The organism is Serratia sp. CY33525 (assembly GCF_052169115.1).
GTDB lineage: Bacteria > Pseudomonadota > Gammaproteobacteria > Enterobacterales > Enterobacteriaceae > Serratia > Serratia sarumanii.
Map to the genome: position 1 here is coordinate 253347 of NZ_JBJNLK010000003.1, position 21405 is coordinate 274751.

At 63.8% G+C, this 21405-nt stretch carries 21 protein-coding genes; 15 read left to right on the plus strand and 6 right to left on the minus strand.

All coding sequences use genetic code 11. The features are described from left to right. Window positions 1–182: 182 nt before the first annotated feature. Entirely contained in the window at window positions 183–1310 is a 1128-nt protein-coding gene (locus tag ACJ8IM_RS09915) for an iron-containing alcohol dehydrogenase (protein WP_033652841.1), read from the minus strand. Window positions 1311–1539: 229 nt separating this feature from the next. On the opposite strand from ACJ8IM_RS09915, the gene ACJ8IM_RS09920 reads away from it, so the two are divergent. From ACJ8IM_RS09920 to ACJ8IM_RS09930, 3 genes are all read left to right on the plus strand, one after another. Then, window positions 1540–2298, plus strand: a complete 759-nt coding sequence (locus tag ACJ8IM_RS09920; protein ID WP_033652842.1) for a helix-turn-helix transcriptional regulator — start codon at window positions 1540–1542, stop codon at window positions 2296–2298. 221 nt (window positions 2299–2519) lie between these two features. After that, the gene (locus ACJ8IM_RS09925) at window positions 2520–3821 is read left to right on the plus strand and encodes an NAD(P)/FAD-dependent oxidoreductase (RefSeq protein ID WP_043148190.1); all 1302 of its coding nucleotides are present in this window, start codon (window positions 2520–2522) and stop codon (window positions 3819–3821) included. An 18-nt stretch (window positions 3822–3839) separates the two neighbouring features. Further along, window positions 3840–4205 carry a cupin domain-containing protein gene (locus tag ACJ8IM_RS09930; RefSeq protein WP_015376517.1) on the plus strand — a complete coding sequence of 122 codons (366 nt, stop codon included), beginning with the start codon at window positions 3840–3842 and terminating at the stop codon, window positions 4203–4205. A gap of 38 nt (window positions 4206–4243) precedes the next feature. On the opposite strand, the gene ACJ8IM_RS09935 is transcribed toward ACJ8IM_RS09930, so the two are convergent. The 4 genes from ACJ8IM_RS09935 to ACJ8IM_RS09950 form a co-directional block, all read right to left on the minus strand. Further along, window positions 4244–5050: an alpha/beta hydrolase gene (locus ACJ8IM_RS09935; protein ID WP_033652843.1), complete on the minus strand. Its 807-nt coding sequence runs from the start codon at window positions 5048–5050 to the stop codon at window positions 4244–4246. A gap of 94 nt (window positions 5051–5144) precedes the next feature. Beyond that, window positions 5145–6257: a class II histone deacetylase gene (locus ACJ8IM_RS09940; RefSeq protein WP_033652844.1), complete on the minus strand. Its 1113-nt coding sequence runs from the start codon at window positions 6255–6257 to the stop codon at window positions 5145–5147. After that, complete coding sequence (locus tag ACJ8IM_RS09945; protein WP_033652845.1) at window positions 6254–7441, minus strand: MFS transporter; 1188 nt, start codon at window positions 7439–7441, stop codon at window positions 6254–6256. Before ACJ8IM_RS09945 ends, ACJ8IM_RS09940 begins: the two co-directional genes overlap by 4 nt. A gap of 139 nt (window positions 7442–7580) precedes the next feature. After that, window positions 7581–8228: a helix-turn-helix transcriptional regulator gene (locus tag ACJ8IM_RS09950; RefSeq protein ID WP_033636963.1), complete on the minus strand. Its 648-nt coding sequence runs from the start codon at window positions 8226–8228 to the stop codon at window positions 7581–7583. Window positions 8229–8710: 482 nt separating this feature from the next. Here ACJ8IM_RS09950 and ACJ8IM_RS09955 point away from each other — a divergent pair, with 482 nt between their 5' ends. From ACJ8IM_RS09955 to ACJ8IM_RS09985, 7 genes are all read left to right on the plus strand, one after another. Further along, window positions 8711–10423 carry an arylsulfatase gene (locus ACJ8IM_RS09955; protein WP_033652846.1) on the plus strand — a complete coding sequence of 571 codons (1713 nt, stop codon included), beginning with the start codon at window positions 8711–8713 and terminating at the stop codon, window positions 10421–10423. Continuing rightward, window positions 10420–11604: an anaerobic sulfatase maturase gene (locus ACJ8IM_RS09960; protein WP_101455735.1), complete on the plus strand. Its 1185-nt coding sequence runs from the start codon at window positions 10420–10422 to the stop codon at window positions 11602–11604. The genes ACJ8IM_RS09955 and ACJ8IM_RS09960 overlap by 4 nt, the downstream gene beginning before the upstream one ends. A 129-nt stretch (window positions 11605–11733) precedes the next feature. Further along, entirely contained in the window at window positions 11734–13227 is a 1494-nt protein-coding gene (locus ACJ8IM_RS09965; protein ID WP_033652848.1) for an APC family permease, read from the plus strand. After that, window positions 13202–13792, plus strand: a complete 591-nt coding sequence (locus tag ACJ8IM_RS09970) for a DUF3156 family protein (protein WP_033652849.1) — start codon at window positions 13202–13204, stop codon at window positions 13790–13792. Before ACJ8IM_RS09965 ends, ACJ8IM_RS09970 begins: the two co-directional genes overlap by 26 nt. After that, window positions 13785–14567 carry an SDR family NAD(P)-dependent oxidoreductase gene (locus ACJ8IM_RS09975; RefSeq protein WP_033648535.1) on the plus strand — a complete coding sequence of 261 codons (783 nt, stop codon included), beginning with the start codon at window positions 13785–13787 and terminating at the stop codon, window positions 14565–14567. Before ACJ8IM_RS09970 ends, ACJ8IM_RS09975 begins: the two co-directional genes overlap by 8 nt. 11 nt (window positions 14568–14578) lie before the next feature. Beyond that, entirely contained in the window at window positions 14579–15376 is a 798-nt protein-coding gene (locus ACJ8IM_RS09980; protein WP_033648533.1) for a molybdenum cofactor biosynthesis F family protein, read from the plus strand. Window positions 15377–15380: 4 nt separating this feature from the next. Continuing rightward, the gene (locus ACJ8IM_RS09985) at window positions 15381–16172 is read left to right on the plus strand and encodes an SDR family oxidoreductase (RefSeq protein ID WP_033648531.1); all 792 of its coding nucleotides are present in this window, start codon (window positions 15381–15383) and stop codon (window positions 16170–16172) included. 56 nt (window positions 16173–16228) lie between these two features. On the opposite strand, the gene hpaR is transcribed toward ACJ8IM_RS09985, so the two are convergent. Beyond that, a complete protein-coding gene (hpaR, locus tag ACJ8IM_RS09990; RefSeq protein ID WP_033652850.1) occupies window positions 16229–16681 on the minus strand; it encodes a homoprotocatechuate degradation operon regulator HpaR in 453 nt (150 codons plus the stop codon). Window positions 16682–17008: 327 nt separating this feature from the next. Here hpaR and ACJ8IM_RS09995 point away from each other — a divergent pair, with 327 nt between their 5' ends. From ACJ8IM_RS09995 to ACJ8IM_RS10015, 5 genes are read left to right on the plus strand one after another with little or no spacing between them, the layout of a single operon-like run. Next, a complete protein-coding gene (locus ACJ8IM_RS09995) occupies window positions 17009–17641 on the plus strand; it encodes a fumarylacetoacetate hydrolase family protein (RefSeq protein ID WP_033636979.1) in 633 nt (210 codons plus the stop codon). Then, window positions 17638–18402: a fumarylacetoacetate hydrolase family protein gene (locus ACJ8IM_RS10000; protein ID WP_033652851.1), complete on the plus strand. Its 765-nt coding sequence runs from the start codon at window positions 17638–17640 to the stop codon at window positions 18400–18402. Before ACJ8IM_RS09995 ends, ACJ8IM_RS10000 begins: the two co-directional genes overlap by 4 nt. Continuing rightward, entirely contained in the window at window positions 18399–19853 is a 1455-nt protein-coding gene (hpaE, locus tag ACJ8IM_RS10005; RefSeq protein WP_033652852.1) for a 5-carboxymethyl-2-hydroxymuconate semialdehyde dehydrogenase, read from the plus strand. The genes ACJ8IM_RS10000 and hpaE overlap by 4 nt, the downstream gene beginning before the upstream one ends. Before the next feature lie 37 nt (window positions 19854–19890). Continuing rightward, window positions 19891–20964, plus strand: a complete 1074-nt coding sequence (gene hpaD, locus ACJ8IM_RS10010; RefSeq protein WP_004933173.1) for a 3,4-dihydroxyphenylacetate 2,3-dioxygenase — start codon at window positions 19891–19893, stop codon at window positions 20962–20964. Between the two features lie 50 nt (window positions 20965–21014). Beyond that, window positions 21015–21401: a 5-carboxymethyl-2-hydroxymuconate Delta-isomerase gene (locus ACJ8IM_RS10015; protein ID WP_004933172.1), complete on the plus strand. Its 387-nt coding sequence runs from the start codon at window positions 21015–21017 to the stop codon at window positions 21399–21401. Window positions 21402–21405 lie beyond the last annotated feature (4 nt).

Consider the following 21405-nt stretch of genomic DNA (forward strand, 5'->3'; position numbering starts at 1 on the left):
GATCCAGCCGATGATGCCCATTTCCTTACTCCTGCTAGTGCGTTGATCTGATTATACCCGTCATACTTGAAACTGCATCTGTGTTGGCTGCGAGTGCGTACGCCAGTCACTGACTTGAGTAAGCTCTGGCGAGCCGCCTCTTGCCGCCGGGATGCCGCTCCAACTATTTAGGGTAGAAATAATCATTCGACGCGAAACGCCTCTTCGATCATCCGTTGCCGCTGCGCCGGCGCATAGTCGATCCAGGAATTCTTGCTGTTGGATTTGTCCAGCGCCACCGCCAGTTCCTGGCCGGAAATCGGCAAATCGTCCAGCCAGAACGGCGCGATGGCGTGGCGGGTGATGAAATCGGTCAGGTAGCTCTCCGGGCTGCCCTGCCAGTGCGGATACAGGCGCGCGGCCAGCTCGGCCATCAGCGCGCGTTGCTGCGGCTGTTCGCTGCTTTCCAACAGGGCGAGGAACGGCAGCAGCAGACGGCCGCAGACCTGGCCGTGGTGGTAGTCGCGCAGCGCGCCAATCTCGCCGGCGATGCCGTGGATCACCCCCAGCCCGGCGGCGCTCAGCGTCAGCCCCCCAAGGTACGAAGCTTGCATAATCGCTTCGCGCGCCGCGTCGCTGCGGTTGAGCGCCGGCCAGGCGGCGAGGAAGTGGCGGATGCCGCTCAGCGACATGTCGCGCGTCATGGCGCCGGCGGTTTTCGACAGATAGGCCTCGAACAGGTGGGTGAAGGCGTCGATGGCGCAGTAGGCCAGCACCTTGTCCGGCGCGCCCGCCAAGAGCTGCGGATCGAGAATGGCGGTGTGCGGCACGAAGTTATTGTGGCGCAGCGAGGCCTTCACTTTGCTGACCTGGGTGTCGGTGATCACCGCGTTCTGCGTCACCTCGCTGCCGGTGCCGGCGGTGGTGGGAATGGCGATCAGCGGCAGGGTGGCGCCGCTGATTTTGCTGTCGCCCACCTTTTCCATATAGCGCAGCGTTGGCAGCGGATGCTCCACCAGCGCGGAGAACGCCTTGGCGGCGTCCAGCACGCTGCCGCCGCCGATGGCCACCACGCGCCGCGCCTGGCCGCGCCAGCGCGCCACCCAGGCGTCAATTTCCTGCGGTGACGCCTCGTGGCTGACGATCTCGGTGCCGATGAACAGTGGCGCCAGCGATTCGCGCAGGCCGGCGTACACCGGGCCGTTGAGAAAAGATCGGCAGCTGAACAGCAGCGTTGGCTGCGGATCGGCAAGCAGCAGCGGCGGCAGTTGCCGGATGCTGCCGTGGCCGAACCAGGTCTGGCGGTTGGCGATGATGTGGCTGACGGACATGAGGTCTCCTTGACGGCGTTGCAGGGCGCTATGCCACAGCATAAGCCAGCGGGCGCAGAGCGGCCACCGCTTTCCCCGCTGCGGCAACTTGTGAGTTGTTTAACATGTAAACGATCGCGTTCTTGCATTTCGGCGCGCCTGATGCTTTTTTTAACAGTACCGGCCGTCATGCGGCCAAACCCATCCGAAATCGGTAGATTGTTAATGTATTAATAATGGCGAGGCGGGTATGGATATTCAGGTTGAACGCTTGTCTGCGGTGATCGATGCGGTGGCCAGCCCGCGCTTTTATCCCAGCCTGTTGAACTGGCTGGAAGGGTTTTTCGCCTTCGACAACGCCATTGTCTATGCCTTCGAACGCGGCCGGCCGCCGCGCTGCCTGATCAAAACCGAGCGGGAAAACAGCGATGCGGTCAACCAGCTCTACCAACAGGGCGCCTATCTGCAGGATCCGTTTTACCGCGCGCTGAACGACGGCGGCGCAGGCGAGGTGCTCACGCTGCGCCAGCTGGCGCCCTGCGGGTTTTATCACAGCGACTATTACCGTAATTTTTATCGCAAGACCGGCTGGCACGACGAGGCCGGCGTGCTGCTGCAGCTGACGCCGGAGCGCGGGCTGGGGGTGTTCTTCGGCTCGGCGCGCCGCACGGTGGCGGTGCGCTACCCGCAGCGGGCGGATCTGCGCAGCGCGCTGACGCTGGTGAAAAGCGTGGCGCGGCTGCACGGCGAAGTGGTGGCGGCGCCGGCCGAGGCCGCCACGGGGAACGACGATGGCGCGCAGGCGCGCTATCTGCTGACGCCGCGCGAGCGCGAGATTGTCGATCTGATCCTCGCCGGCTGCGGTTCGCAGCAGATTGCCGACCGGCTGTTCATCAGCCTCGGCACGGTAAAAAATCACCGCAAGAACATCTACGGCAAGCTGAACATCGGCTCGCAGGCCGAACTGTTCAGCCTGCTGCTGACCGCCCCGCAGCGCCGCAGCGCGTGAATGTATCGATCTATCCCCTATAGCTTTCAAGCTACAGCTAGGCGGCCAGGACGAGCGTCCCCAGGAGCTTACTTAGGTAAGTGACTGGGGTGAACGTCAGCAGCCAACAACGCTGTAGTTTGAAAGATGAAGGGGGACGAATGTCCCTAAGGGGACATAGCGGCACGGCTGCCGCCTCCCGATAATCCGATGTCATGGCATAGGCAATCGGGAGTGCGGCAGTGAACAACGAAATCGAGTCCTTAACCTACTACGCGGCGACCAAAAAATACGATCTGCGCTTCCCGACGCTGGAAGAGGATCTGGACGTCGACGTGGTGATCATCGGCGGCGGCTTCTCCGGCATCAACACTGCGCTGGAGCTGGCGGAGAAGGGCATCACCAACATCGCCATTCTCGAAGGCCGCTATCTGGGTTACGGCGGCACCGGGCGCAACGGCGGCCAGGTGATGGCCGGCATCGGCCACGATCTGGAGAAGATCAAGCGCCACGTTGGCCCGGCCGGGCTGGAAACCATCTTCAAAATCAGCAACCTCGGCGCCGGCATCATCCGCGAGCGCATCAAGAAATATGACATCGACGCCGACTTCTGCTTCGGCTACGGCTACCTCGGCAGCAACGCGCGCCAGGAGAAGACCCTGCGCGGCTGGCTGAAGGAGTTCAGGGCGGTAGCGCCGCAGGAGGAAATTGAGCTCTATACCGGGGCGGAGGTGAAGCAGGTGGTGGGCTCCGATGCCTACACCTGCGCGCTGAAACACATGGGCGGCGGCCACGTGCATTCGCTCAACCTGCTGCTGGGCGAGGCCAAGGCGCTGAGCGGCTATGGGGTGAAAATCTTCGAGAACAGCAGCGTGCTCAACGTGGAGTATGGCCCGCGCATCACGGTGCGCACCGCTATGGGCTCGGTGCGCGCCAACAAGATGCTGTGGGCCTGCAACGGCTTCCTCAACGGCATGGAGCCGCAGATTTATCGCAAGACCATCAATACCTACGCCTTCCAGCTGGCCACCGAGCCGCTGTCTGACGATCTGATCCGCCAGATCAGCCCGATCCGCGGTGCCTACAGCGACATCCGCCCGGTGATCGACTATTACCGGGTGACCAACGAAAACCGGCTGCTGTTCGGCAGCGCCACCCGCCTGATCGAATACTTCCCGTCGGATCTCAAGGCCTGGAACCGCAACCTGATGCTGAAAGTGTTCCCGTACCTGAAAGACGTGAAGATCGATCTGGCCTGGGGCGGCCCGCTGTGCTGCAGCGCCAACCTGTTCCCGCAGATCGGCACGCTGCCGGATCGCGACAACGTGTTTTACGTGCAGGGCTACTCCGGCTTCGGCGTGACGCCGAGCCACATCGTGTGCAAGGTGCTGGCGGAAGGCATGAGCGAAGGATCCGATCGCTACGATCTGATGAGCTCGATCCCGCACGTCAACATCTTCGGCAAGGACAAGCTGCGGCGGGTGATGACCACCGCCGGTAAGGTTTGGCACCAGACATCCGGCTACTGGAAAGGCCGCCGTTAACCCTCAGAGGAGAATGACATGAAACCGTTACTGCTTAAACAACCGCTGCCGGAACTGCTGGAGATCGGCAGCGTCAGCAACCTGGGCGCCACGGTGATCGCCGGCACGCCAAACGTCGGCGTGGCCAGCATCTTCGGCGAACCGACCGACAACCTGAACTGCGGCGTGTTCAGCTGCACCCGCGGCAGCTTCGTGATGGAGTACCCGTTCGCCGAGCACGCCACGGTGTGGGAAGGCAGCGCGACCCTGACCAACGAACGCACCGGCGAATCGGTGCAGTATCAGGCCGGCGACTCCTGGTTCGTCGAGAAGGGCACCCCGGTGCGCTGGGACATCACCTCGGACCGCTTCGTCAAACACTACCTCGCCATCGTCGAGGGATGACGCTTTTATGCCCCCTCAGCATGCTGAGGGGGAACGCCTTAGCCCAGCGCCCGCGCAATAAAATCGGTCACCCGCTTGAGGATCTGATCCTTATTGGTTTCGTTAAAGCTCTCGTGCCGCCCACCCGCATTGATCATCCGTTCGAAATTGTCGCCCTGCAGACGATCGAGCGCGGTTTGCGTTTCGCTCATCAGCACCAGCCGATCGTCGTCGCCGTGGATCCACAGCGTGGGCAGCGCGCCGAAGCCCGGCCCGGCGTTGATGGCGGCGAGGATCCGCTGCATGGCGCGCAGGGTGGGGCGCTTGAACGGCCCGTGCCACACCAGCGGATCTTCCTGATACGCCGCGCCAACCGCCGGATCGCGCGCCAGGGTAGCGGTATCCAGCGGCGCGTCGGGGATCGTCGGCAGTTCGGCCAGATCGGAGATCGCCGTTCTGTCGCCAAGCAGCGGGCCGGACAGCACCAGCGCGCGCACCTCCTCGCCATAGCGCTGCACGTAGCGGGTAGCGATCATACCGCCCATCGAGTGGCCGATCACCACCAGCGGCAAGGTGGGGTATTGCTGCCGGAAATGGCTGACCACGCGCTGCACGTCGTCGACCACGGCGTCATAATCCTCGATCAGCACGCGTTCGCCCTGCGACAGGCCGTGGCCGAGATGGTCGGGGCCAAACACCCGCGCGCCCTGCGCCTGTAGCGTGCGCGCCACGTATTGGTAACGGCCGAGATGCTCGCCGTAGCCGTGCACCAGCAGCGCCAGATAGCGCGGCTGGTCATTTCCCCAATCATGCACGGCGATGTCGCCGTGACGGCCTTTGATAAAGCTGACGGTTTGTTCGGGCATCTTATTGTTCTCATGGTGGTAGGGTTGCCCTTCAGCGTAGCGGCTGGCGACGAAGTTGTCAGGGGCGCCGGGTGCGGCGCCCGCAGAGAGGGGATTACAGGCCGAACTGGCGCGCCAGTTCGTCGAGCGCTTCGCGCTGGAAGCGGTTGAAGGCGTCACGCGGCTGTTGTTGCTGGATGAACGCCAGCAGCGGATCCTGCACTTCAGTGCGCACGCCGCTCAGCTGTTCCATTACCGCCAGCCCGCAGAACGGCACGTAGGATTCGGCGTAGCCGCCTTCGTGCACCATCACCAGTTTACCGCCGCACAGCCGGTCGGCGGCGTCCTGCACCAGCGCGGTCATGGCGCGGAAGCTGTCGCTGTGCAGCTGCATGCGCGCCAGCGGATCGAGGGCGTTGGCGTCGTAACCGCAGGCGACGATGATCAGCTCCGGCTCGAATTTTTCCAGTGCCGGGATGATGATGCGCCGCATGGCGTGCAGGTAGCCGTCGTCGCCGGCGCCGGCCAGCATCGGCACGTTAACGTTGCAGCCCGTCCCGGCGCCTTCGCCGCGATCCCGTTCGCCGGAATAGCCCGCCGGGAAGCAGCCGTCCTGATGCAGCGACAGCGTCAGCACGTCGCCGCGCTGCCAATAGATGTGCTGGGTGCCGTTGCCGTGGTGCACGTCCCAGTCGAGTACCGCCACCTTGCCGAGGCCGTAGCGGGCCTTGGCGCGCTCGATGGCGATCGGAATATTGGCCAGGAAGCAGAAACCCATCGATTGATCCGGCAGGCAGTGGTGGCCCGGCGGGCGCGATAGCGCATAGGCATTATCCAGCTCGCCCTGCAGCACCGCCTCCACCGCCGCGCAGGCCAGCCCGGCGGAGAGTTTGGCGATCTCATAGCTGCCCGGCCCCAGCGGTGCTTCCTCTCCCAGCAGGCCGCCGCCGCTGTCGCTCACCTGTTTGAAACGCTGCAGGTAGTGGGCGGGGTGAATGCGCAGCAGGTCTTCTTCCGTCGCCGGTTCGGCGCTCAGCAGGGTGAGCTGGCGCGACAGGCCGGACACGTCCATCAGGTTCTTCATGCGCCGTTTGGTTTCCGGCGACTCGGCGTGGCCGGCGCCCGAGGGCGGTTGTACCCAGCCGCCGACCGGCAGGGTGGTGGCGTGCAGGCCGGTGCTGTGCCAGAAACAGCGTTCATCAAACAAGAAACCGGTTGTTCTTTTCACCTTTCTCCTCCTGTTATACGGCGCGGTGCGCGCGGTGAAGCCAGCGAAATCAACAGCAGCGACAGCAGCGCGCAGCCCAGCGCGCCGAACAGCAAGGCGTTGAAACCGCCGGAAGATTCGATCAGAGAGCCGGCCAGCGTCGGGCCGATGGCCATGCCGCCGCCGATCACCAGGTTGATGCCGTTCATCAGCTTGCCGTCGTTATCCAACCCGGCGACGCGCGCTAGAATGAACGGCAGCACGAAGGTCCAGGTGAATTTAAACAGCAGGGCCGCCAGGGCGAAGCGCAGCAGCAGGGGCTGGCTCGTCAGCAGCGCCACGCTGGCCAGCAGCAGGGCGTACCCCAGCACGATCGGGCGTCCACTGCCGAAGCGCGCGCCGATCAGCGCCGCGGCCCCCGCGCCGACGATGCCGAGCAAGGTGGCGACGGCCAGCACCTGGCCGCTGTGGGCCGGCGACAGCCCGGCGCCGGCGGCGATGCCGCCGATAAAGGTCCAGACCGCGCTCAGGCTGATGTAAAAGGTCAGCACCGCCAGCACGGCGCACAGCTTGCGCGCCAGCGAGGCGGCGGGGCCGCTGCGGGCGGCGCGGGCAGCGGTGAAACCGTTGGGGAACGCCGGGATGAGCGGCAGGCAGCACAGCATGATGGCCGCCAGAATCAGGTAGACCGCCATCAGGCCGAAGTGCGCGAACAGCGGCGGCAGCACCAGCAGCCCGACCGCGCCCAGCACCAGCTGGCCGAGCACCCAGAAGGCATAGACCCGGCTGGGATTGGCGGTGCCGGCGGCGCAGGTGATGCACAGGATCATCAGGGTGCCGCCCGCCAGCGAGGCGATAAAGCGCAGCGGCAGCAGCAGGGTAAAATCCTGCGCCAGCGCCGAAGCCAGGTTGCCGGCGATAAACACCAGCGCCGACAGCGTAGCGACCCGCCGCCAGTTGATGCGCCCGATCCACCACCACGCCGGCAGCGTGGCCAGGCTCATGGCGCCGAGTTCGGTGGAGAACAGGTGGCCGATCTGCGCCGGGCCGAGCTGCCACTGCGCGGCGAGCTGGGCGGCCACGGCGGGGGCGGTCATCAGAATGCCCGGTGCGATGGCGGCGAAGACGATAATGGCGGTCAGCAGCCGCGGCGGGCAGGGGAGCGCCGCGCCGACGGCGGTCGCGGAAACCGAATCACTGGACATAAACCTTTTCCCCAAGTGTTGAGTGACGATGAAATATCCCGCCCGGCCCGATTGCGGGCAGGGGGAGGCCGCGCCATAAATGGCGAATACGTTTTGGCGTTATTTTCCGGCCGTCGGCAGCGGCGGCCGTTATCGGGCGTTAACCGTGGGCGAGAAAGCCGCCGGCGACCAGTTCGGTGCGGTTCACCACGTCGGTTTTGGCGAAAATATTGCGCATATGGGTTTTCACCGTGGACAGCGAAATACCCAGCTTCAGGGCGATGCGCTTATTGCTGGCACCTTCGCGCACCAGGTTGACGATCTCTTGCTCTTTGGCGGTCAGCATCTGCGCCTCGCCGTCGGGCAGCAGATCGCGCGTCGCCAGCTCGATCAGCGGCAGCACCGCGCGCAGGCGGCCGCGCTCCACTTCGGTAAACGGCGTATCGCGGATCAGCGATACCCCGGCGACGATGCGCTTACGCTGGCGGATGAAGATCTCCGTCATGTCGCGCATGTCGTTCGGCAGCATAAAGTCGTGGTAATAGCGGCGGTTGCCGGCGATCGCCGCCGGGCTCATGCCGACCATGGTGATGTCCTGGCGATGGAAATTGGCCGGCTGCAGCGGGTCTATCTGTTGGAAGTGGTTCAGATACTGCTGATGCGTTTTATCGGGCATGCCATACAGGATGTAGTGATCCGGCCGCAGGTCGCGATCGACCAGATAAAACACCCCGGCGGACACCGGGATCAGGTGCGTAATGGTCGCCAAACAACTGTTGATAAAGGCATCGGATGCTGTGCTGTGCATGATTCGTGTTCCTCCCTTTATCGTTCAATCTGGAGAAGGTTGGCGGTCAATATATGAACGATACAAGCATAGTTGTAGCAATTTGGCAACACAATAAAAACATATTAACAACGTGAGGCCGATTGCAATAAAACACATAAATAACAAGATGACACTGCGTTAATCAGGGCTTTTCGGTTCGGATTTATCGCGATTTTCATTAATAGGTTAATGAAATAATTCACCGCTTTTCCCGCTGAATTTACAGCGCTTTTCAATGTTTGCCCGGACGAAGCCCTCGCCGCCCTGCGCGTGCTACAGCCGATGCCGTCGCCGTCGTCCCTCGTTCTTAAGAACGATAGCCAGGCTTTTCCGCCGCTTCCTACACTGCGAATTGAAGATAGCGCCAGGCGGCGCCAAACGTATAAGACGAAAAAATGATGACCTTTCTCGGGCTGAGGCGTCGGGTTGTTCAGTCCGCATGACCATACGGGGAACGAACGATGCAGAAAAAAACGTTGGCGGTGGCGTTGAGCGGCGCCTTATCGGGCCTGGCGCAGGGGGCGGACGCCGATCGCCCCAATGTGCTGATCATTCTGGTAGACGACATGGGCTACTCCGACATCAGCCCGTTCGGCGGTGAGATACCGACGCCCAACCTGCAGGCGTTGGCCGAACGGGGCGTGCGCATGAGCCAGTACTACACCTCGCCGATGTCGGCGCCGGCACGGTCGATGCTGATGACCGGCAACACCAATCAGCAGGCCGGCATGGGCGGCATGTGGTGGTATGAGAGCACCGCCGCGCAGCCGGGCTATGAAATGCGCCTGACCGACCGCGTGACCACGCTGCCGGAGCGTTTTCGCGACGCGGGTTACGCCACCATGATGGCGGGCAAATGGCATCTGGGCTATGTCGACGACGCCAAACCGACCGATCGCGGCTTCGAGCGCGCCTTCGCCTTTATGGGCGGCGGCACCAGCCATTTCGACGATGCGAAACCGCTGGGCACCGTGGAGGCGTTCCACACCTTCTACACCCTGAACGGCAAACGCGTGTCGTTGCCCAAAGATTTCTACTCCAGCAAGGCCTATGCCGATCAGCTGGAACAGTGGATCCGCGATACGCCGCAGAATAAGCCCGTCTTCGCCTATCTGGCGTTCACCGCGCCGCATGATCCATTGCAGGCGCCGGATGACTGGATCGCCAAATTCGACGGCAAATACGACGCCGGTTACCAGCAGGCCTATCAGCAGCGCATTCAGCGCCTGAAAGCGCTGGGGCTGATTTCCGAGCGTACGCCGATGCCGACGCTGGCGCTGGATAAGGCCTGGAACGCGCTGACGCCCGAGCAGCAAAAATATGAAGCCAAGACCATGCAGGTGTACGCGGCGATGATCGCTTACATGGACGATCAGGTCGGCGCGGTGCTGAACACCCTGAAGCAGACCGGCCGCGACCAAAATACGGTGATCGTGTTCGCCACCGACAACGGCGCCAACCCCGCCAGCGGCTTTTACTACGGCTCGAAGCCGGAGTATTGGCGGCAGTTCGACAACAGCTACGCCAACCTCGGCCGCAAGGGCTCGTTCATCTCCTACGGGCCGCACTGGGCCAACGTCAGCAACGCGCCGTACGCCAATTACCACAAAACCACCAGCGCGCAGGGCGGCATCAATACCGATTTCATCATCTCCGCGCCGCGGCTGAAGGGGCGCGGCGGCATCGACCGCACGCCGATGGCGGTGTATGACATCGCCCCGACGCTGTATGACTATGCCGGCATCGACGCCAACAAACCGCTGAAGGCCAAACCGACGCTGCCGATGGTCGGCGTCAGCTTCAAACGCTATTTCAGCGGCGAGGCTGACCGCGTGCCGCGCGCGACCTACGGCGTGGAGCTGCATAACCAGGCCGCCTATGTGGACGGCGTCTGGAAGCTGCGGCGGTTGGTGAAGGCCGGGCCGACGGCGCAGATGGCGCCGTGGGGGCTGTTCAACCTGCATGACGATCCGCTGGAAACGCGCGATCTGGCCGCCGCCAACCCGGAGAGAGTCAAACGGCTGAGCGAGGCGTATCGCCGCTTTGCGCAGCAGGGCATGGTCATTGAAGCCAAAGGCGCAGCGATCGACTACCTCGGCGTTGACGCCAGCACCGGCGACTACATCGGCCTGGATCCGCTGACCCACAAACCGTTGCCGCAGGCGGCGCCATGAACCTGGCCCAGCTGCGCGCGCAGCAGATCCCGGTAGAGAGCGAACCGCGCGCGGCGGCGCCTTTTCATCTGTTGGTGAAGCCGATCGGCGCCGGCTGCAACCTGGGCTGCCGCTACTGCTACTATCCGCAGCGCCAGCAGGAGCGGACGCGCAAGATGGACGACGACCTGCTGGCGGAATTTATCCGCGGCTACATCGCCGCCCAGCCGCGTTACAGCCGCGAGATCAACTTCGTCTGGCAGGGCGGTGAGCCGCTGCTGGCGGGGATCGGTTTTTACAAGCGGGCGCTGGCGTTGCAACGCCGCTACGCGCCGCCGGGCGTGCGGATCAGCAACAGCCTGCAGACCAACGGTACCCTGCTGAACGACGCCTGGTGCCGGCTGTTCCGGCAGCATCACTTTATCCTCGGCGTCAGCCTGGACGGCGATCGCGAGGTGCAGGACGCCCACCGGCCGGACAAGCGCGGCGGCGCCAGCTATGACGCCGCGCTGCGCGGCATTAAGCTGTTGCAGCGCTATCAGATCGACTTCAACCTGCTGATGGTGGTGCACGACGGCGTCGCGGATCGCGCCGAGGCGATCTACGATCATGCGGTGGCGATCGGGGCGCGCTATCTGCAGTTCCAGCCGCTGATGCTGGAAGGGGATGCGCCCACCGCCGGCTATGGGCTGAGCGCCGCCAACTGGGGGCGCTTCATGCTGGCGGTATACCGCCGCTGGCGCAGCCGCGGGCACGTCGGCCAGGTGTTTGTGATGAACATCGAACAGGTCTACGCGCAGTATTTCACTCACATCAGCCCCAGCTGCGTACACGCCGAACGCTGCGGCGGCAATCTGGTGATGGAGCCGGACGGGCGGCTTTACGCCTGCGATCATCTGATCAACGCGCAGCACCTGCTCGGCCATGCCGATCGCCACACGCCGCTCGCCACCTTGGCGGCAAGGGCGGCGGAGATGCCGTTCGGTAAAAACAAGAGCCTGCGCCGCGAGTGCCAACGCTGCAGCGTGAAAAGCGTCTGCCAGGGCGGCTGCCCGGCGCATGTGAGTGAAGATCGTTACAACCGGCTGTGCGCCGGCTATTACGCCTTCTTTTCCGCGCTGCTGGCGCCGCTGCGCGCCTACCCGCGCAGCCCGCAGGGGGCGATGCAGTGGCGCGCCGCCGTGAGCACGGCCGCAGGTTGAAACCGTCTCGTCCTTAAGGACGATAGTCAGCATTTTCCTTTCCTCTCTATAGTGAGATGACCGCCGCTGGCGGTGAAAAACCTGCAAGCACCTGCATGCATCAGGCCAAAACTATAAGAGGAAATAACCATGAACCTGTCGTCGCGGTTGCACGCCCACCTGGCTCGAGGCAAGGTCGGCTTTCCCACCACCCTGGCCAGTTCGGTCGGGGTGATCATGGCCAGCCCGGTGATCCTGACGGTCACCAGCGGCTTCGGCATCGGCGGCGACACCTTCGCGCTGGCGATGCTGATCGCCTTCATCATGATGCAGGCGCAGCTCACCACCTTCTCCGAAGCGGCGGCGCTGCTGCCGACCTCCGGTTCGGTTTACGACTACATCTCCTGCGGCATGGGGCGCTTTTTCGCCATCACCGGCGCGCTGTCGGCCTACCTGATCGTGCACATCTTCGCCGGCACCGCCGAGACCATTCTCTCCGGCATCATGGCGCTGGTGAACTTCGAGCACCTCAACACCCTGATGGAAAGCCACAACGCCTCCTGGATGGTCGGCGTCGGGCTGGTCATCGTGTTCGGCCTGCTCAACGCGTTCGGCATCGAGGCCTTCGGCAAGGCGGAGATCGTGCTGACCTTCGCCATGTGGAGCACGCTGGTGATTTTCGGCATCGTCGGGCTGCTGTCGCCGCATGCGGTGCCGCTCGAGGGCTGGTTCGGCAGCACGCTGAACCTGAACGATCCCTTCGCGGTGTTCAGCCTGATCGGCATGGCGATGTTCATGTTCGTCGGCTGTGAGCTGGTGACGCCGATGGCGCCGGAGATCAAACGCTGCGATCGGGTGATCCCGCGCGCGATGGCGCTGGGGCTGTGCGGCGTGGCGGTGTGCATGGCGCTGTATGGCGCGGCGCTCAGCCACCAGGTGGAAAACGTGGTGATCGACGCCGCCAGCGGCGCGCGCCTGCTGGAAACGCCGATGGCCATCCCGGCGTTCGCCGGCCAGGTAATGGGCCAGTTCGGCAAATACTGGCTCGGCGTCGGCCTGCTGTTGGCGGGCGCGGCGACCATCAACACGCTGATGGCGGCGGTGCCGCGCATTCTGTACGGCATGGCGCTGGACGGCGCGCTGCCGCGCATATTCGCCTATCTGCACCCGCGTTTTAAGACGCCGGTGGTCGGCATTCTGGTGGCGGTGTTGATCCCCTGCGTACACGCTTTCGCCATTCAGGGCAACCTCGACAGGATCATTCCGCTGGTGCTGGCGGCGGTGTGCGCCTGGGGCGTGGCCTACCTGCTGGTGACCTGCTCGGTGGTGATCCTGCGCGTACGCCGCCCCGATCTGCCGCGCGCCTATAAATCGCCGTGGTTCCCGCTGCCGCAGATCGTTTCCAGCGTCGGCATCGTGTTGGCCATCGTTTACATCACGCCGCCGGGAATGAACCCGAGCGACATCTACATTCCCTTCGGCTGGATGATCGGCCTGACCGCCGCCTATGCGCTGTTCTGGACGCTGTGCGTGCAGAAAGTGAATCCGTTCAAGCCGGTGCCGGTCGAGCAGGTGCTGGAGAACGCGTTCGCCAAAGGTGAAAACGAGGAGGCGCAGTTTGATCGGCTTACTTCCCTCATTTAATCGTGCCTGGCGGCGAGCGCCGTCGGGCTATCGGCCGGGCGCCGCGCTGGATCGTCTGGCGCGCAACCTGGAGCCCTACGCGTGCGAACGCCTGGCGCCGGGCCTGCTGCGGCTGACGCTGCCGCAGGGGCCGCAGATCGAGATCGGCGAACAGGTGCAGGGGCTGTTTATGGCGCATATCGTCAGCCACCGCTTTCGGTTGCAGGGCGCGTGCGCAGCGCAGCCCCCGCTGACGCTGGACGTGGTGACCGGCGGCTGGCTGCGGCGGCGCGGGGTGCGTTATCTGCTGCGCCAGCGCCACGCGGCCGCGCAGCGGGTGCTGGACGGCCTGCAGCGCTACCCGCAGATCGGCGAGACGCTGGCGCAGCTGGATTTTCGCCGCGTGCGGCTGACGGTGAAAGACGGGCGTTGGCAGGTGGAGATTGAGCATTTTGCCGCGTCGGAGGTAGTCAGCCGTTTGCCGGCCGGCCGCCGCTACCTGCGGCTGGATGCCGAACAGCGGCGGCTGCTGTTGAGCAGCCTGCTGATGATCGGCCAACTGATGGAGAAGCTGAATCATGAATAGAGTGGTTGTGATTACCGGCGGCGGCACCGGCGTCGGCGCCGCCTGCGCCCGTCTGCTGGCGGCGCAGGGCGATCGGGTGTTCATCATTGGCCGCCGCCCGGAACCGCTGGCGGCGCTGGCGCAAGAGATCGGCGCGCAGGCGCTGGTGGGCGATGCCGCCAGCGGCGAGAGCTGGAACCATGCGCTGCTGCCGGCTATTCTGCGCGAAGCCGGGCGCATCGACTGCCTGATCGGCAGCGCCGGCGGCATGGGCTTCAAGCGCATCACCGAGATGACCGACGCGCAGTGGCAAGGGGCGATGGACAGCAACCTCAACAGCGCCTTCGCCAGCGCGCGCGCCTGCCTGCCGGAGCTGATTAAAAGCGGCGGCAACCTGCTGTTCGTGGCCTCGATCGCCTCGCTGGCCGCCGGGCCGGAGGTCTGCGGCTACGTCACCGCCAAGCACGCGCTGATCGGGCTGATGCGCTCCATCGCCCGCGACTATGGCCCGCTGGGCGTGCGCGCCAACGCGGTGTGCCCCGGCTGGGTGACCACGCCGATGGCGGACGAAGAGATGCAACTGCTGATGGACGCCCATCAGATTTCGCTGGAGCAGGCTTACCAGATGGTCTGCCGCGACGTGCCGCTGCGCCGCCCGGCCAGCGCCGAGGAGATCGCCCGCGTCTGCCGTTTCCTGTGTTCCAGCGAAGCTTCAATCATTACCGGCGCGGCGCTGGTGGCCGACGGCGGCTCCACCATCGTTGACGTGCCGACCCTGGCTTTCACTTCCCTGTAAGGAGCATTTCCATGAGTTCAGAAGCGGTATTCATTCAGGTTGGCGCGCTGGCGGAAGGCTTTGCGCCGCACAGCAATACGCTGGAACGGCAGCACGGGCTGGCGGGCAGCACGCTGACGCTGCGCTTTAGCGACGGCGCGACGCAGCGCTGCCGGTTTACCGACGAGCAGACGCTGGAGTGGGGCGAACGGCGCGGCGTCGCCTATCGCGCCACCAGCATTCGCCCCGGCGTGCTGTTCATCGATTTTCTCGATCCCGCCCGCGCCAACGCCAGCATTACGCTGGTATGCGACCGCAATCAGGGCAACTTCACCGCGGTATATGGTCAGCTGCCGGACGAAGCGCAGGCGCGGCTCGATGCCTTCAGCCGGGTGGAACAGGGGCTGCCGCTGACCGCGGTCGAGGCCGAGTTCCGCTTCGGCACGCTGGATGACGCCGACGTGGCGCCGCCGGGCTTTACCGATGAGTTGATCGGCATGCGCAACATGTACACCTACAGCCCGACCGAGCGGTACGAGCACATCTACCTGAACGACAACTTCTACGCCTGGCAGTGTCTGGACGGGGTGGAGAAAGGGCTGGCGGACGTCGATCGCTGCCACTACGTGAAGGTGGCAGAGCAGCTTTATCTGTTCGTCTGGCGCGAGAAGATCATCCCGACGCTGGGCGTGGTGATGATCGATCTGCAGGGCATGCGCACCGACGGCAAGATCCTCGGTTATCAGGGCAGCGATTTCAGCACGCTGAGCAACTTTGCGGTCGGTGCCCATGCGCAGGTGCTGAACACCACGCGCCACCCGCGAGGATAGGGCGATGAGCGCAACCTATGCGGCCGACGCCTTCGCGGGGCAGGCGGTGCTGGTGACCGGCGGCGCGCAGGGCATTGGGCTGGCGATCGTCAGCGCCTTTGCCCGCCTGGGCGCCGAGGTGACGATCGCGGACGTGCAGCTGCCGCAGGCGCAGGCGGCGGCGCAGGCGCTGCGGGACGAAGGGCTGAGCGTGCAGGCGCTGGCCTGCGATCTGGCCGAACCGGGGCAGATCGCCGAGCTGGTGGCGATGGTGGGCGAGCGGCATCAACGGCTGGACGTGGTGATCCACAACGCCGCTTACTTTCCGCTGACGCCGTTCGCCGCTATCGACGCGGCCCTGCTGCAACGCACGCTGAGCGTCAATCTGATGGCGCCGTTCTTTCTGGCGCAGGCGGCGCTGCCGTGGATGCGCCGCCGGGGCGGCGGCTGCCTTCTGGTGACTTCGTCGGTGACCGGCCCGCGGGTGGCCTACCCGGGGCTGGCGCACTACGCTGCCTCCAAGGCCGGGGTGAACGGGTTTATTCGCGCGGCGGCGCTGGAGCTGGCGGCGGAGAAAATTCGCGTCAACGGCGTGGAGCCGGGGATGATCCGCACGCCGGCGATGGCCAACCTGGGCGACGCGCAGGTGAATCAGGCGATCGCCGCCTCGGTGCCGCTCGGGCGGCTGGGGGAACCGGAAGACATCGCCGCGGCGATGGTGTTTCTCGCCTCGCCGGCGGCGGCCTACATCACCGGCCAGACGCTGGTGGTGGACGGCGGCGCGCTGTTGCCGGAAACGAATTCTCTGCTTACTTGACGCTGCAGCGTTGTTTGCTGCAACGCCAATTCATTTGAGAATTCCGGTTGGTTAAATCACTTCTTAGTGGGATGCGCGGTGACGTTGGCGGGCAGGCTGTCGCCCAGGGTGATCAGCTCGTCCAGCAGCGTCATCAGCTGGTCCATTTTCTGCCGTGAGAAAGCGGCTTCAATCTCGGCGTAGCCCTGTTCCACCTGGTGGCGCGCCACTTCATACAGATCCTGGCCCTGCTGGGTCAGCGACACGTACAGCTTGCGCTGATCGTTGACCGGCTTGAGGCGGAAGATCAGCTTGTCACGCTCCATGCGCGACAGAATGCCGGTCAGGCTGGGGCGCAGGATGCAGGTTTCCGCCGCCAGCTCGTGGAATTCGATCGAGCGGTTGTTGGCCAGCACGCGGATGATGCGCCACTGCTGTTCGGTCAAATTGTGGCTTTTCAGGATCGGGCGGAAGAACCCCATGGCGGTTTCACGCGCCTGCAGCAGGGCGATGGTTAACGATTCATGCATAAGTTTGGCCTTAGCTATCAAGGTGTTCGTTGTTACGGCGCTCGTTATGGGGGCGCCCGCCCCGCAAAGCCCGATTTTGTTAATAACTTAATAGTAGCCAAAGTTACCCGTAGGGATAAAGCAAAAATGCGTGCCGCAGCGAAAAATGGCGAGAAAAATGATTAATACGTTGAATAATCACGCTAATGTTCGTTATTTGTGAATATTTTGTTATCACGATCACAAATCACTCCAAGCGCGTTGCGTAAAAGCTGCACAGCGTATAAAAGTAATCATTAATATATTAATGAACGCCGGTTGTCATGTTTTGCCATTGGAGGAGTTCGCATGAAAGGCACCGTATTTTCCGTTGCGCTGAACCACCGCAGCCAACTGGACGCCTGGGATCAGGCGTTTCACCAGCCACCGTATCAGACCCCGCCCAAAACCCCGGTGTGGTTTATCAAACCGCGCAACACCCACCTCGCCAACGGCGGGGCGATCCCGTTTCCGGCCGGTGAAACCGTGCAGAGCGGCGGCACGCTGGCGGTGATCATCGGCGATACCGCGCGCAAGGTGCCGGTTGAGCAGGTGAGCCGTTATCTGGCCGGCTACGCGTTGGCCAACGACGTCAGCCTGCCGGAAAGCAGCTTCTATCGCCCGGCGATCAAGGCCAAATGCCGCGACGGGTTCTGCCCGCTGGGGGAGATCGGCCAGCTGGAGGCTGCCGATCGGCTGGAGATCGTCACCGAGATCAACGGCGTGGAGCAGGATCGCTGGTCCACCGCCGACCTGGTGCGCTCGGTGCCGGAGCTGATCGCCGCCATCAGCGATTTCATCACCCTGCAGCCGGGCGATGCGGTGCTGATCGGCACCCCGCACCAGCGGGTGGAGATCAAACCGGGGGATGAGGTGACGGTGCGCGCCGCCGGCCTGCCCACGCTGACCAACCGCGTCACCCAAGCAGGAGCCGCATCATGAAACATGCCCGTATTCGCCATCATGGCCAGGCCGTCAACGTCCAGGTGGACGACCAGCTGCGCGTCACGCTGCCGAACGGCGAGGTGCTGCAGGAGCGCGAAGTGGAATGGCTGCCGCCGGCGCAGGGCACGGTGTTCGCCCTCGGGCTGAACTATGCCGACCACGCCAGCGAGCTGGAATTCAAGGCGCCGGAGGAACCGCTGGTGTTCCTCAAGGCGCCGAACACCCTGACCGGGCACCGCCAGGTGTCGGTGCGCCCGGCCGGCGTGGAGTACATGCATTACGAAGCCGAGCTGGTGGCGGTGATCGGCAAGACCGCGCGCAACGTAAGCCGCGAGCACGTCATGGAGTACGTGGCGGGTTACACCCTGTGCAACGACTACGCCATCCGCGATTACCTGGAAAACTACTACCGGCCGAATCTGCGGGTGAAGAGCCGCGACACCCTGACGCCGATCGGGCCGTACATCGTCGATCGCGACGACGTCGCCGATCCGCACCGGCTGGCGCTCAGCACTTACGTCAACGGCGAGCTGCGCCAGCGCGGCAGCACCGCCGACATGATTTTCGACATTCCGTTCCTGGTCGCCTACCTGAGTGAATTCATGACGCTGCAGCCGGGCGACATGATCGCCACCGGCACGCCGAAAGGGCTGGCCGACGTGCAGCCGGGTGACGAAGTGGTGGTGGAGATCGAGGGCATCGGCCGTCTGGTTAACCACATTATCAGTGAAAAAGATTACGAGGAGAGCCTGCGATGAAAACCATCAACCATTGGATCAACGGCAAGAACGTCGCCAGCAAAGAGTATTTCACCACCACCAACCCGGCGAACGGCGAGGTGCTGGCGGAAGTGGCCTCCGGCGGCCAGCTGGAGATAGATCAGGCGGTGACGGCGGCGAAAGAGGCGTTCCCCAAGTGGGCCAACACGCCGATGAAAGAGCGCGCGCGCCTGATGCGCCGCCTGGGCGAGCTGATCGACCAGAACGTGCCGCAGATCGCCGAACTGGAAACCGCCGACACCGGCCTGCCGATCCACCAGACCAAAAACGTGCTGATCCCGCGCGCCTCGCACAACTTCGAGTTCTTCGCCGAGGTGTGCCAGCAGATGAACGGCAAGACCTACCCGGTGGACGACAAGATGCTCAACTACACGCTGGTGCAGCCGGTGGGGGTATGCGCGCTGGTGTCGCCGTGGAACGTGCCGTTCATGACCGCTACCTGGAAAACCGCGCCTTGCCTGGCGCTGGGCAACACCGCGGTGCTGAAGATGTCCGAACTGTCGCCGCTGACCGCCGATCGCCTGGGCGAGCTGGCGCTGGAGGCCGGCATTCCGGCCGGGGTGCTGAACGTGGTGCAGGGCTACGGCGCCACCGCCGGCGACGCATTGGTGCGCCATAAAGACGTGCGCGCGGTCTCCTTCACCGGCGGCACCGCTACCGGCCGCCGCATCATCGAAAGCGCCGGGCTGAAGAAATTCTCCATGGAACTGGGCGGCAAGTCGCCGGTGCTGATCTTTGAAGACGCCGACATCGAGCGGGCGCTCGACGCCGCGCTGTTCACCATCTTCTCGATCAACGGCGAGCGCTGCACCGCCGGTTCGCGCATCTTCATTCAGGAGAGCATCTACCCGGAATTCGTCAAACGCTTCGCCGAGCGCGCCAACCGTCTGCGCGTGGGCGATCCGCAAGATCCCAACACTCAGGTGGGGGCGCTGATCAGCCCGCAGCACTGGGAAAAAGTCTCCGGCTATATCCGCCTCGGGGTGGAAGAAGGGGCGACCCTGTTGGCCGGCGGCCCGGACAAACCGGCCGGTTTGAGCCACGGCAACTTCCTGCGCCCGACGGTGCTGGCGGATGTCGACAACCGGATGCGCGTGGCGCAGGAAGAGATCTTCGGGCCGGTGGCCTGCCTGCTGCCGTTCAAGTCGGAAGAAGACGGCCTGCGTATGGCCAACGACGTGGAATACGGCCTGGCGTCGTACATCTGGACGCAGGATGTGAGCAAGGTTCTGCGCCTGGCCCGCGGCATCGAAGCGGGCATGGTTTTCGTCAACACCCAAAACGTACGCGATCTGCGCCAACCGTTCGGCGGCGTGAAAGCCTCCGGCACCGGCCGCGAAGGCGGCGAATACAGCTTCGAAGTGTTCGCCGAAATGAAGAACGTGTGCATTTCCATGGGCGACCACCCGATCCCGAAATGGGGCGTCTAAGCCTCGGGCCACAATAATAACGAAAGAGATGAGAACAATGACGACAAAACTTACCACTAATGCTGTCCCTGCTCCCGACGTCGTGCGCTGTGCCTACATGGAAATTCAGGTCACGAACCTTAAAGCCGCACGCGAATTTTACGTCGATATCCTCGGCCTGGTCGTGACCGCCGAGGATGACAAAACCCTCTACCTGCGTTCGATGGAGGAGTTCATTCACCATAACCTGGTGCTGCGCGAAGGCCCGGTCGCCGCCGTTGCGGCGTTTGCTTTCCGCGTGCGCACGCCGGAAGACGTCGATCGCGCCGAAGCGTATTTCAAGGCGCTTGGCTGCCGCACCGAGCGGCGGGTGAACGGGTTCGCCAAAGGCATCGGCGATGCGGTGCGGGTCGAGGATCCGCTCGGCTTCCCGTATGAGTTTTTCTACGACGTGCAGCACGTCGAGCGTCTGGCCTGGCGCTACGATCTGTATACGCCGGGCGCGCTGGTGCGCCTCGACCACTTTAACCAAATCACCCCTGACGTGCCGCGCGCCGTGGAATACATCCAGGGGCTGGGCTTCCGCGTAACGGAAGACATCCGCGATGAAGACGGCGTGGTTTACGCCGCCTGGATGCGCCGCAAGGCGACGGTGCACGATACCGCGATGACCGGCGGCGCCGGGCCGCGCATGCACCACATCGCCTTCGCCACCCATGAAAAGCACAATATTTTGGCCATCTGCGACAAGCTCGGCGCGCTGCGCAAATCCGATTTGATCGAACGCGGCCCCGGCCGTCACGGCGTCTCCAACGCGTTCTACCTCTATCTGCGCGATCCCGATGGCCACCGCGTGGAGATCTACACGCAGGATTACTACACCGGCGATCCGGACAACCCGACCGTGACCTGGGACGTGCATGACAACCAGCGCCGCGACTGGTGGGGTAATCCGGTGGTGCCGAGCTGGTATACCGAAGGATCGCTGGTGCTGGATCTCGATGGGCAGCCGCAGCCGGTCATCGAACGCAGCGCGCCCAGCGAAATGGCCGTCACCATCGGCGCAGACGGTTTTTCCTACACCCGTGAGGGCGATACGGAAAAAGGTTTCAAACTTGGCAATACGCTGTAAATGCCGCTGCGCGGGCCGCGCCCGCGCCTATGCGCCGTCTGGAGAACGCTATGCCCCATTTTTACGCTGAATGTACCGACAACATCCGCCGCGAGGCGGATTTGCCCACCCTGTTCGCCAAGGTCAACGAGGCGCTGGCGGCGACCGGCATCTTTCCGCTGGCCGGCGTACGCAGCCGCGCCATCTGGCTCGACACCTGGCAGATGGCCGACGGCAAGCAGGACTACGCCTTCGTGCACATGACGCTGAAGATCGGCCACGGCCGCAGCCTGGAAAGCCGGCAGCAGGTGGGCGAGATGCTGTTTGCGCTGATCAAGGAACACTTCGCCGCGCTGATGGCGCAGCGTTACCTGGCGCTCTCTTTCACTATGGAAGAGCTGGATCCGGTGCTGAATTACAAACAGAACAATGTCCACGCGCTGTTCAACAAGGCGTGAATAA

Excerpts from the sequence above, each read along its gene's own strand:
- ACJ8IM_RS09915 (WP_033652841.1), bottom strand. The coding sequence starts at position 1,310 with ATGTCCGTCAGCCACATCATCGCCAACCGCCAGACCTGGTTCGGCCAC.
- ACJ8IM_RS09920 (WP_033652842.1), top strand. The coding sequence starts at position 1,540 with ATGGATATTCAGGTTGAACGCTTGTCTGCGGTGATCGATGCGGTGGCC.
- ACJ8IM_RS09930 (WP_015376517.1), top strand. The coding sequence starts at position 3,840 with ATGAAACCGTTACTGCTTAAACAACCGCTGCCGGAACTGCTGGAGATC.
- ACJ8IM_RS09935 (WP_033652843.1), bottom strand. The coding sequence starts at position 5,050 with ATGCCCGAACAAACCGTCAGCTTTATCAAAGGCCGTCACGGCGACATC.
- ACJ8IM_RS09945 (WP_033652845.1), bottom strand. The coding sequence starts at position 7,441 with ATGTCCAGTGATTCGGTTTCCGCGACCGCCGTCGGCGCGGCGCTCCCC.
- ACJ8IM_RS09950 (WP_033636963.1), bottom strand. The coding sequence starts at position 8,228 with ATGCACAGCACAGCATCCGATGCCTTTATCAACAGTTGTTTGGCGACC.
- ACJ8IM_RS09955 (WP_033652846.1), top strand. The coding sequence starts at position 8,711 with ATGCAGAAAAAAACGTTGGCGGTGGCGTTGAGCGGCGCCTTATCGGGC.
- ACJ8IM_RS09960 (WP_101455735.1), top strand. The coding sequence starts at position 10,420 with ATGAACCTGGCCCAGCTGCGCGCGCAGCAGATCCCGGTAGAGAGCGAA.
- ACJ8IM_RS09965 (WP_033652848.1), top strand. The coding sequence starts at position 11,734 with ATGAACCTGTCGTCGCGGTTGCACGCCCACCTGGCTCGAGGCAAGGTC.
- ACJ8IM_RS09975 (WP_033648535.1), top strand. The coding sequence starts at position 13,785 with ATGAATAGAGTGGTTGTGATTACCGGCGGCGGCACCGGCGTCGGCGCC.
- ACJ8IM_RS09980 (WP_033648533.1), top strand. The coding sequence starts at position 14,579 with ATGAGTTCAGAAGCGGTATTCATTCAGGTTGGCGCGCTGGCGGAAGGC.
- ACJ8IM_RS09985 (WP_033648531.1), top strand. The coding sequence starts at position 15,381 with ATGAGCGCAACCTATGCGGCCGACGCCTTCGCGGGGCAGGCGGTGCTG.
- hpaR (WP_033652850.1), bottom strand. The coding sequence starts at position 16,681 with ATGCATGAATCGTTAACCATCGCCCTGCTGCAGGCGCGTGAAACCGCC.
- ACJ8IM_RS09995 (WP_033636979.1), top strand. The coding sequence starts at position 17,009 with ATGAAAGGCACCGTATTTTCCGTTGCGCTGAACCACCGCAGCCAACTG.
- ACJ8IM_RS10000 (WP_033652851.1), top strand. The coding sequence starts at position 17,638 with ATGAAACATGCCCGTATTCGCCATCATGGCCAGGCCGTCAACGTCCAG.
- hpaE (WP_033652852.1), top strand. The coding sequence starts at position 18,399 with ATGAAAACCATCAACCATTGGATCAACGGCAAGAACGTCGCCAGCAAA.
- hpaD (WP_004933173.1), top strand. The coding sequence starts at position 19,891 with ATGACGACAAAACTTACCACTAATGCTGTCCCTGCTCCCGACGTCGTG.
- ACJ8IM_RS10015 (WP_004933172.1), top strand. The coding sequence starts at position 21,015 with ATGCCCCATTTTTACGCTGAATGTACCGACAACATCCGCCGCGAGGCG.